Raw genomic sequence first — 11,761 nt, 5'->3', positions numbered from 1 at the left:
TGTACTGTTCATCTGATAAATCAAAATGATTATATTTTTTCTATCTTTATCATATGTGCAGTGGGAAGTAACCTTCAAGGGACACATAATAATCATTAATTATTGAAACTCTTTTAAAAGAATTGAATTTAAAAGCATACCCTCACCTATAGGTTTAAATTTCTGAATATTAGGTAGAAGATAGTAAAGAGCTTGTGAAAGGAGAGACATATGCAGGATGCACAAAGAAGTAAGATTATGTCTTCAATAAAGGCAGTCTCCAAATTAGAATCCCTGGTCACCCAAGAACTCTGGAAGAAAGGTTTCAGGTTCAGAAGAAATGTTAGAGGAATGATTGGCACTCCGGATATCGCAATTAAGAAATACAAAGTTGTCATTTTTATAGATTCGTGCTTCTGGCATGTTTGCCCCACTCATGGTAGGATGCCAAAAAGCAATATTGATTTTTGGAAGAAAAAACTTGAACGTAACCAAGAGCGAGACAAAGAATATACGGATTTTTACCTACAAAAAGGATGGCATATACTACGAATTTGGGAGCATGAAATAAGAAAGGACTTTGATAGTACGATTGATAAGATTGCTACTTTCATAGAAGATGCTAAGGCTATTGAAGTTTTATAAGAACAATAGGCCGTGACATTATAGTCAGGGCCTTATCTGCTAACATATTTATTAATCTTAATATCAAGATGTGATTCTATACTTTTCGGTTTCAACAAAACGTGGACGTTCGGTTGTACCAAGCCCTCAACAAGAGACTTAGAAAGACACTATACATCCCTGATAGTCTGTAAGAGGATTAGCTACTTATGATTAGCTTATGAATCAAGATTCCTAATTGTCTTCACATAATCTAAAACAAATAACTCATGTTTAAGATTACCTTTATTTTGAAGTTCCTTTAGAGTCAAGCCACTTGATGATAAATCAATCAAATTAGAATCACCCTCATCTAAACCAATAATCAATAAGGGAAAGTCAAATAATTCTACTGCCAACTTTACATCATTCACTGTTTTTTCAAAAGTAGCGACACCACTATCAATTCTTTTCGATAAAGATTCTGTTGGAACTATTACTATTCCTATATCACTAACACCCTTTTTATTTAGTAATTGAAGTTTATAGTAATTTCTATAAGAACTTGCTACGTTTCCAAATTCAACTTCTAAATGGATATGATACTTCTTTATACCAACATGAATAGTCTTTAGAAAATCTACTCTTACAGTACTTTCATTAAGTGTATACGTATAATCAACTTCCCAACCAAGTGTTTTCAATTGAAGGTTGAGGTATGAATCGATTATCTGTTGAACTACATCAAGTTTTTTTTGAGCAGCAGATTTATTTTTATATATAGGTAATGGAGAATTCCTGCATACAAACAATAATTCATCATAGACATCTTTAAATCGTTCATAGGAAAGTATTTCCTGTGCAAAATTGTGTGAATAAATTGTTATATCCACTTACAGCCCCCTATTTTCAGTTTAAATTGAAACAATTGATTTTCTCTGATTTCAAATTTCCTTCAAGCTCTGCCTTATTAATCAAAGCATTAAGGGTATATGCACCTATTCCAACTACTAAAGGAATTTCTATCAGTTTATTTTCATTATTATCCACATAGTTAAGGTTAAGGGTTTTATTTTGAAGTTCATTTTCCTTATTTAACCCTTCTAAAAAATCCTTTACCAATACTAGTAATTCAAACGGACCTAATATCTTGTTTGCTTTTCTATCTTTTTCTGTTAAACAATAATTACATTGCAATTCAAAAGTAGTTGGGATTATAGGGAAATACTTCTTTAAAAATAAATCTATTTCATTCTGGATTGGCGGGCTAAACAATGACTTTTTTATAAAGGCTGGGTTATATAATTTTTTACTTTGTCCCTGTCCTTTATGTATTTCTACATCCCAACTGAATTTAGTTTCCTCAAATAATGAATTATAATTAGTAAGTTCTACCCTATATGCATTAACTAATAAATATGGTATATGGTATTTAAACCTAGCCTTTTTAATATTTTTTGGCTTCTCAACATTAATAGGCATCGAAATATAATTTAAATTGGTAAAACTGTCGTCCTGCTTTAATCTACTTTCAACAACTTCTAATTCATTACTAATATGGCATCCTTCTATTTCAAGAATCTTTTTTGCAAATGCAAAAGATAGCTTAGGTGGAACTGCATTCCCTACTAATCTATATTTAGTTAGGACCGAATCTCCATAAAATTGATAATCTATCGGAAAGCTCATTATAGATGCTACTTCCCTTATTGTTGGAGAACGGAAACGATTAGACGTTCCTTCTATATCATAGATAATTGATTCCCTTGCGCTGGATGAAAGTGTTGCCATTATAGTTCTTGAGGGTTTATCTTTATTTTCTGGGAAGGCCATTTTACCCATATAACCCTTATCTGTTTTAGCTCTCTTAGCTTTCTTCCATTCAAATTCAGCAATCTCCTTAACATAAAAATGATCTGTCAGGAGATTTCTTTCTATATTAATGGATGAATAGTTTGGATCAATAATTTTAGTTTTAAGATTTTTTTTTGAAATAGGGTTTCCTAGATTATTTAATATCTTATTCAATGGGATAACGTTTGAATCATTTTCAATAACCTTTTCGGGTTGAGGAAAATCCCCACAAAAAAACCTTTTCCTATTTTGAGCTACTCCATAATATTTCGCATTATACTCTCTACTTGAAGTATGAATTACTCTTAAGATAAAATCCCCATCTAATCCTAAATCTGAGGCTGTATACGAATCTTTAATATAATATTGAATATTGGGTACATTTTCTAGAATCCAGTATTTAAGAATGGATCCTTCTTTAAATTTCTTCCTTGCTACTATTCTTAAGAAGGATTCAACCAGTGTTATACCTAATGATTTATCAGCTTTACCAGATTTATTAGAATTACTGAATGCCACGCATGGTGGCGATCCAATAATAACTTCGGTATCAGGAATTAGTTCGTGAAATTTATCATCTGGTAATTTAGATAGTTCTGCAACATCTCTATTAATTGTTTTTGCACTAGGATGGTTCATTTCGTGTGTTTTAATGGCGGGCCCCCATTTATCAACACCAAATACAACTTCGAATCCTGCCATTCTAAATCCCTCTGAAAAACCACCGGCACCACAGAAAAAATCAGCTACTTTCATTCTATTCACCTTTCGTTGACAACTCTACTTAAAACTTATTTAAGAATATTATTTTAACATTTTTTCTCTTTTAAAGAAAACCTCCAACTTTGTGCTTCTTGAATCCATTCTTTATTATTAATAACTTTATCGTAAGGGTTCTTAATTATTAGGGGGTTATAGTTACCGTCTTCCATTTTAGATCTGTCTATTAGATAAAGATAATAATTAGACTTATTCTGTTTAGCTGTTTCAATCTCATTTTTGGTCCAGTAAAAGTTAACGCCTCTTGAAAAGGATTTCACCTCAATCAACCTGTCGTAACCTCTTGACTTTTCATTTTCGAAAGACAAAATGTCATAACCTGCATTAACATCAGTTTCGGAAATTCTTTTAACTTTCGAAAAACTTTTTAACTTTAATTCTTTTAGCCGGTTTCTTTCGTAATTCAGCACAAATTCTTCTGCCTCTATGCCAGCTAATTCTTTTTGTTTTTGAATCTTCAAAAATTCTTCATAAGACAATAGTTTCCTTGATTCTTTTATTAAACTTTCAATTAGATTTTGGTATTGGTTGTCTATAAAAAGATTTATATATCCATTACCATACTTCAAAAAATTAAAATTAATTAATAAATTTCTGATTCCTGAAAATTTACATTCTATATCATTATTACTAATATAATACTTTTCTTCGTGAAGATCAAACTTAACAGCATCTGGGTCTATCATTTTAAAAAAATAATTTTTTATCAGAATCTCCATTAACGAATCAAAGCCTAATTGCTTATTAACATTAAATAACTTTTGAATTTTCACTCCTTCAGGAGTAATCTTTACCTCATCTTTTTCTATCGTAATTAATTTTATATCACTTAAAAGCCAAATAATTGCAGTAACAGGAGTATTATAATATTCCTGTGTACCTAAACAATACTTGGTAATATTTCCTATCTTTTTAGGTTTGTCTGTTATCAGTTCACCTAATATTAGAATAAAATCATTTAATCTGCCGTAACTATTAAATCTTTTTAATTCTTCTAACATAATTTTTTATCAACACCTTGATGTCATCTTCCTCATATTCATTATCTAAGAGACTAAATAAAGGGATATCAGAGTTCTCAATTAATTCTCTCATTCTATTTTCTTTAACTTCTAATCTTTCTTGAATTGTTTCATCTATTGAATTTTCACTTACAAGATAATAGTAATTAATTATGTCATCTTTTTTTAGACCGTATCTATGAATACGATCTTTAGATTGTATAAATTGAGCTGCGTTAAAAGTCCTTTCTATATATATAGCGTTGTGACAGACCTTGTGTAAAGATATTGATTCTGATGTTGCGAATGGATTAGCGATAATAACTTTGAAAGGTGAATTTTCTTTATGGAAAGTCCTTATAATATCCTCGCGAGTTTCCTCCCCATTATCTTTACTTTCGGAACTGGATTCAACTGGGATTCCACCATATAGCATCTTGGAATTTATACCATTTTTAAATAAATAGTCTTGAAAATCAAACATATTTTGAATAAAAGTCATCCAAACAATAACTTTTTCATTTTTATTTAATTTTTCCTGTATTATATTTTTTGCGATGGAGAACTTACTTGGTGTTTCCATATTCCTGTAATTCATTATTTTGGAAATAACATTGGTATCATCAATAAAGTTATCTTTAGAAAAATCCTGATCATTTAAATACTCTTCTATTGGTGTTGCCAATAAATGAGGGTTAGTGGCAGCTTGCATTAGTCTAATCATTCTAGCTTTAACCAAGACCCCTTTTACTTCATTGTCTGTATTGTTTTCCATCATGTATTTAAGATACTTACTCTCGATAAAATCGTATATATTCCTTTGAATACTATCCATTGTTACAATTACAGGCGGATTATTTATCGGTTTAGGGATACCTAAGTCGCTTTTTTTAATTCTTATGAAATAAGGCTCTATGGCACTAATGAGCTGAGGTATTCTATTATCAGATGGATTTTGGGACATTTCTTCCAAATGATACTTCTTAAATTTGATAACTTTTTTATTTGGCCATATAAACTTAAATAAATTGATTAAATCTTCATAACCATTCGGTGCAGGTGTACCCGTTAAAACTACTCTAGATTTACTGTACTTAGCTAATTCGAGAACTGCCTGAGCTGTTATGCCACCGTCTGAATTTTTAATCTTGTGCGCTTCATCTAGAACAACCATCACTCTGTTTTTCTTAAGAAAGGCAATTAAGTCTTCTAAGTTATTATTGACAGCTTGATATGACATTAAAGTTAATTCTGCTGGTATCTCTGAATACAAATGATTTATACGTTCAGTTTTTGAAATACCAGATAATCTAACTGACTCCGCCTTTTCCCCAAAACATTCCATATATTCACTTTCCCAAGGCCCAAATGAACTCAGCGGACCAATTATTAAAAGGGAGTCAACCTTCTTATCGTTATTTTCCTTTAAACTGGAAAGGTATGAATATGCTCCATAAACTATGCTGGTTTTTCCGGCTCCCGGGACTGAAAAATTACATCCATTTTGAGAGAATGCTAGATGATAAGCAGAAAGCAATTGTAATCCATACAAAGTTCTGTTTTTCAGATTCTTGGTTAAGCTATTTATAAAAGATTCAAACTCGTTTCTATCGACTTTATTATTTCTTATATCTTTCGCTTTCTCTGAAAAAATGTGAAAGTTTTTTTCTTCTTTAAAGAAATCATTCAATGAGTTATCAATCTTATTTGTCCTTTGCTCATCAAATCCATACTTCCCCAACATGCCTTGTATCTTAATTAAAATATTTTCTTTATCATCTAAGTTATATGGTATTTTTATCAACTTACTATTAAAATCCGTGACATTTAAAAAGTCTTTTAAATATAATTTTGACCTTTTATTGGAAATTAGACCATCCGTATCTCCACTTAAAATAAATATTCTCTCTTCCTCGTTAATTTCGAGTAGTATTGATGGCATTTTTTACTCCCTCTTGGATTATTTCAATTTTGATTTTAATACATTCACAACATTTATTAACTCTTCAATTGTTACTAATTCTTCATTTTTTGACAAAGATTCTATATTAATAGATTGAAGTGTTCCCAAAGCTTTATTTAATAACTCTAAAGGTTCATTCGCTTGTACATAATCTTCTAAATTACTTTGGGATTTTTTAAGATTTTCTTCCAAATTCAATTTAATTTTTTTACTCCAATCTGAGTCTCTAGTAGATAATAACTTTGACCTACTCGCATCCGGATTATCTTTAAAGAGCTCGGTTGGATTGGGTTCGTTTATTTTATCAACAGTTTTTGTATGTTTATCTAAAAAGTTATTCCATACTTTTTCATTGCAGAATATCCCTTCTTTTTTACTAGGTTTAGCAATTGCTCTAAACTCTTTGCCTTCATACTGGGCCCTAATATAGTCGAAACAAACTGATTTTAAATCTGCTATATCAACTTCATCATAATCCCAATTTACTTTGGTGCATCCATTCGGGGAGTTATACTGTTTTAAATAGCTATGCAAATCCACCATTGGACCTTCCCTTTTTTCCAAACGAGTATATATACCTGAATAATCAAGATAATCCAAATAGTCATCCATTAGTTCCATTATTTCTAATATCTTTTTTATATCTTTTGGATTTTCAGACATCATGTTAGCAATGTCATTTAAAGAAAAACCAACCTCTTTAAGGTCTTTACACTTCAGATATTTTTCGATTGGATTATAATCCAACTTCTCATCTGCACCTAGTTGATAAGTGGTTTCTAGCTTCATAACAGCTTTTTTGTCTGCATCCTCTGGTAAAATTACTGCAATAAAATATTTACTATGATCTACATCATGGTTTTTTTTTCTCCAGAAATCTCTATTTTTATAAATTCTGTTAAGTAAACTAGCCCGTCTATTCCCGTCTATAATTATACCGTCGCTTGTTACTATCCCATATTGCTGTTGGCCTAGCTCTACGATATTTTTTTCTGTTTTTTCATTTCTCTTAATTTGTGATTCCCAAAGAAATGTTTCTATAATGTTTTTATCTTCCTCAAGTTCAGGATTTAATTCACGATACTGTCTTTCAAAAGATTTTACAGCGCTACCAATTCGGCCATTGTATTTATTATAGATTAAGTATTCTAACGGGATTTTATAAGCATTAAGAACTTGATTTTGGCCATCGTAATTAATTTTCACGCCAGTCATGACAGGTTTCTTTTGTTGTATTTCCTTTAGTCTTTTTTTCCTTAATTCTGTTTCCATTCTTTTCCCCACCACTCATTTTTTATAAAAAAGTAAATAATCTAACTTTATTCTAAAATAGATGGATATAAAAGTATATCCAAAATCTTGGAAAAACTACGTAATCGTTAAAACTCACTAATATGGAATGTATATCTCTTAGGATTCGATAAAATAACTAATCTTATTTTATAAATTTGAAGGAACGCCCTCCCAAAATTTTTTTAAAAAAGCAAGTTTTGAGTAAAACATCAAATGATACACATAAATGTTTATTATTTGTGTGAGTTTAATTTTTCTCACTCGTTTTTAATGAATTACAAGTTTCTAGCATGGAATGCATTTATACATTTCTAAATTATTATATTGCGCTCATTTTTCCACATAGTCTTGAACAAGTATAAAGGCTGCACCAAAAAACGGTTCAGCCTTTTCAACTCTTGCTCTAATGGGCACCAGCTCTTAAAATTAACTCCTCTGCGCTTCAAGCATATTCATGATCTGCTCACTACGCTGTGTGAGTTTATCTATCGTTTCTACAACTTTATCAACTAGATGCGAGTTATCAAATCCTGGTGTAAGTTCAATCAAACTCAGCTTGTGATCTGGGTAATTCTGATTGCCTGCTGAAGCCCTATATCGATTCGGGAAGATTGCCCAAACTTCCTGTACAGGACTAATGTTGAAAGCGGAGAGGAATGGGTTGGTTCCGTCCCCGAACAGGAACGGTGAGTGTAAGTTATCCCCGTAGCTTACGAGTTGTTTCATGACACTATTTTGCTGGTTCGAATAAATCAGATTTTGGTTCCAGATTGCGTGTCTTGGCCTATACTTAAAATCGAAAATGATACTGCCAATGAAGGCGTCATTCTTGTAAACATCGATTCGTCCGTCAGGGCATGTATGTGTACCGCGTGTGTAGAGCGGCTTTTGTTTCGATGTCAAACGGCTTTGTGTTGGCAGAAGCGCTTCATAGACTAAATGAATTCGAAGATCGCCTTTTTGGAATACAACTTCAGTATCGGAAGGCAGTGTAGGGACCAGAAGCTTTTGGCCATCGAAATTTTCGCTGAAAACCCATCCTTTGATAGGGGTGAATCCGCTTTTTTCACTGCTAAGAGCTCTAATGAACTGGATATAGCCCCAAATTTCATAAAGTTTATCTGTCCTCTTCCATTGATAAGAATAAGACTTATCCATTATTAGCTGGATCTGCTCATTGTTCAGTTCCCGGTACAGCTGGTAAAGCGCTCTGTATCGAGGATCGCTGTTCATGATAAATGGAGGAACAGAAGATTTATAGCTGCCGACTGCTTCATACCATGGGGCCGTTTTGATCCACTGGATTGCTGCCCTCATTTTGCCTGCCATTTCACTCAATCTTTCAAGCTCAGTCAATGTCCTGTCTTTTTCTAATGGTGTCCTGAAATCCCCAAATTGACTTGAGTTTTTGATACTATACTCCATCTGGTCCACCGCTTCAATGAAGTCCGATAGAGTATGTGCAACCGACTGGATAATCTTTTTTGCAAATTGGTTTTCAGGTAAGTCATAGGTGATGGCGCTGACAGGCGTTTTCAGGACATGTTCATTTTCCGGGTGACTTACACGGTGCCGGATTGTTCTTTCATCAATCAGCCGAGATTTCTCCTTGGGAACAAGGACATAATCCTTACTGATTTTATAATTTACCTTCCTGTACAGATCGCTTAATGCCGTCATGACAGAAGGAAATCGGTTTTTGATGACAATGAACTGACCCAGTAAGCCCTGCGAAATACCTTCATGTCCTGTGTTCATCCCTGTTTTTTTGAGGATGACATCCCGAGCTAGTCCTCTTAGCTCTTTTTCTACTTCATTCCTCATTACTTCCCACTGAGTTTCCTCTATTTGCTTGGGTATAACCTTGACCCAGCTGTAGAAGCGTTTATCATCATGATCCACGACTATCCGATAAAAACCTGGAATCAACGGATAATAGTCATTATTATTTGCGAATAAAGTAACTGGCTGCTCTGAAGGGGCAAGGAAAACCTCACCCTCGAGCGGATCCACCTCTAGTAATCTTTCTGAAAGAGTATCCAGTCCATCCATATAAAGACGAGAGTTTTTCTTTTTGGAACGAAACGCAATTGCAAGTTCAATATTTTCTTTAACCTCAATGTAACGTTCCTCCCTTTTTTCATAAAAATCGAGTTCGCTGGTGAAGAAGTGCTCAATTTTTAAAGGGGCTTCGTGTTCCCCACGCTTTTGTGTAAGGATTACTTCAAAGCCATCAGAGAGTATATCCATTGAACTTCAACTCTTTCGCCTTTTGAATGATCAGGTTTCTCGTTTCATAGAATTCAGAGACATCATGGAAGGTATCAAGGATGTCTGCCAACTTGCTATCTGTAACTGTGTCATTGATAGCGTCATACGTTCCGAGGAACTTCTTCAATTGCTCTTCCGGTCCCCTAACCTTGGTCATGATCCGCTGGACGATTTGCAAATCGAGCGCATTCTGCCTTGATAGAGCTTCATTGTTCGGCAGATTTTTCAGATACATGTCAATCTGACGTACAATTCTCGGTCCAGCTCCGATATTTTTATTAACGCTTTGCAGTTCCTGGTGGATTTCCCATAGGAGTGAAAGCTCCTGCTCTGACAACTGGATGTCACGGTTATTGTTTCTAAAGCTGTCATAAATCTCGAACGTGACTGACTCTTTTTCTTTCTTAAGCGGCCCACGTTTTTCCTCGGCTGCATTTTTGTTTTCTTCAGAAAGTGTCCTTAAATTCTCGAAAGGAAGTACATTCAAAGAAATGACATTAGCACGGTCCAGTACTTTGTCTGAGAAATGGTATGTTGACTCGTCAAGGTTGACTGTACCAACAAATACGACATTGTCACCAATCGGGATGACAGGCGGATATTGTGCCGAATTATAAAGTCTATTCTCTAAATCATCGTTATAAAGTCTCAGAACCCTGCGGGGACCTGATTCGTTTTCCAGGACGGACAAGAATTGTGAGAAGTAATGTTCGACTCTCGCAAGATTCATCTCATCGAAACAAATGATATGAAGCTTTTTCTTATTTTCCTTTGCGCTCATCAAAGCATTAATTAAACCTGAATCCCCAGGTCGGTATACCATGTGAAGTGTATCTGCATATCCTATTAGATCTGCATCATCCGTCCATGCTGGCCTTACCGGAATGAATGTCATCTGGTGACTGTCAAACAGACCAAGAGCCTTGGCGTACGCCTGAACTAGCTTCGATTTTCCTGTTCCGCTCATACCCGCTAAAATAACAAGGTTGGATGATTTCATGGCTGTATGAAAGTTGTACAGGTCCGTCAAATCATATAGCAGGCCTTGTTCTCGAGTTACCTGAACAAATTCATCCATCAATCTTTCTTCTGTTTGTTCAGATTCAGTAGATATATGTGGTTCTGGCTTTCTTTCCGGTTCAGGATGTACTTGAGTGACAGGCTTTTTTTCCTCTTGCTTTTTTAGAGTAGGAGGTTCTGCAACTAGACTTGCAGCAACCTGCCCTGCTGCCTCTTCCACATCACTTTTAACTTTTCCTATCGACTCATTAAGCTGCTCTGCAGAAGGAATCATTTCGGCAATTTCAGAGAAGACCTCAAAGGTGACAAACATAACATTCTCACCATAATCATAGCAATCATCAAGCCATTGATCATTGAATGGCATCGTACGAATGGAATCATTAGAAGAGAAAGCGAACCCTCCATGTGCATAATGGTGGCCCGTGAATTCCCCATAAACTCGATATTCTTCCTCTTCATTTTTCCATAGGATGTATTTTGGAGTATCATTCGCTTCACTTGTCACATTGTCCACTCGGCCAATATACTTACGATTTTGCAGCCGGTCTAGGAACTCTGAATATGAATTTCCATGCTCTTCTTCACTGAACACAGGGAGCGGAACCAAGGAAACTCCATTGTGGAAGCTTTCTGATTTTGGAATCAATCTGATTTCTCGTCCTACGTAAACTTCCGTATGGTCGTATAGAACCTTGCGCTGCGGCTTGAAAACAACTAAATTATCTTGAAGAAAGTCCTGTAATGCCCGAATTCGATCAATCGGATGATCATGATAATTGTCTTCAAAACCCCATCTTTCGAGATCAGTTGCATAGCAAGTTACTAATTTTATATTTGGAAAGCTCTCCGGTTCTTCTGAAATAATTTTAACGAAAAACTGGATTACGTTCTGGCTATTAATATAAACGGCTTGCTTATCAATAGTATTTAGCACATATTCCTCATCTGCCAATATTCCCACTACATCAATGTTCCATGATTTGTTCATTTGAAT

The 11,761-nt window shown here is 34.2% G+C and carries 8 protein-coding genes; 1 reads left to right on the top strand and 7 read right to left on the bottom strand.

Annotated elements, in window-relative coordinates:
* Nucleotides 1-210: 210 nt before the first annotated feature.
* Entirely contained in the window at nucleotides 211-624 is a 414-nt protein-coding gene (locus CD004_RS09840; protein WP_102262600.1) for a very short patch repair endonuclease, read from the top strand.
* A gap of 197 nt (nucleotides 625-821) precedes the next feature.
* Here the strand turns inward: CD004_RS09840 and CD004_RS09835 are convergent, their stop codons facing one another.
* The 7 genes from CD004_RS09835 to CD004_RS09805 form a co-directional block, all read right to left on the bottom strand.
* On the bottom strand, nucleotides 822-1,475 hold the full coding sequence (locus tag CD004_RS09835; protein WP_102262599.1) for a BglII/BstYI family type II restriction endonuclease: 654 nt from the start codon (nucleotides 1,473-1,475) through the stop codon (nucleotides 822-824).
* Between the two features lie 16 nt (nucleotides 1,476-1,491).
* A complete protein-coding gene (locus tag CD004_RS09830) occupies nucleotides 1,492-3,192 on the bottom strand; it encodes a DNA cytosine methyltransferase (protein WP_102262598.1) in 1,701 nt (566 codons plus the stop codon).
* Nucleotides 3,193-3,245: 53 nt separating this feature from the next.
* Nucleotides 3,246-4,217, bottom strand: coding sequence for a protein NO VEIN domain-containing protein (locus tag CD004_RS09825; protein ID WP_102262597.1), 972 nt, complete (start codon nucleotides 4,215-4,217; stop codon nucleotides 3,246-3,248).
* On the bottom strand, nucleotides 4,192-6,159 hold the full coding sequence (locus tag CD004_RS09820; protein ID WP_102262596.1) for a DEAD/DEAH box helicase: 1,968 nt from the start codon (nucleotides 6,157-6,159) through the stop codon (nucleotides 4,192-4,194). The genes CD004_RS09825 and CD004_RS09820 overlap by 26 nt, the downstream gene beginning before the upstream one ends.
* Nucleotides 6,160-6,177: 18 nt before the next feature.
* Entirely contained in the window at nucleotides 6,178-7,452 is a 1,275-nt protein-coding gene (locus CD004_RS09815; RefSeq protein ID WP_102262595.1) for a hypothetical protein, read from the bottom strand.
* A gap of 447 nt (nucleotides 7,453-7,899) precedes the next feature.
* Complete coding sequence (locus tag CD004_RS09810) at nucleotides 7,900-9,723, bottom strand: DUF2357 domain-containing protein (protein ID WP_102262594.1); 1,824 nt, start codon at nucleotides 9,721-9,723, stop codon at nucleotides 7,900-7,902.
* Nucleotides 9,707-11,755, bottom strand: coding sequence for an McrB family protein (locus CD004_RS09805; RefSeq protein ID WP_102262593.1), 2,049 nt, complete (start codon nucleotides 11,753-11,755; stop codon nucleotides 9,707-9,709). The genes CD004_RS09810 and CD004_RS09805 overlap by 17 nt, the downstream gene beginning before the upstream one ends.
* Nucleotides 11,756-11,761: the final 6 nt, after the last annotated feature.

Source organism: Mesobacillus jeotgali, from assembly GCF_002874535.1.
Classification (GTDB): domain Bacteria; phylum Bacillota; class Bacilli; order Bacillales; family Cytobacillaceae; genus Mesobacillus; species Mesobacillus jeotgali.
The sequence above is the reverse complement of the archived record's forward strand: the minus strand, read 5'-3'. Positions and strand labels throughout refer to the sequence as shown.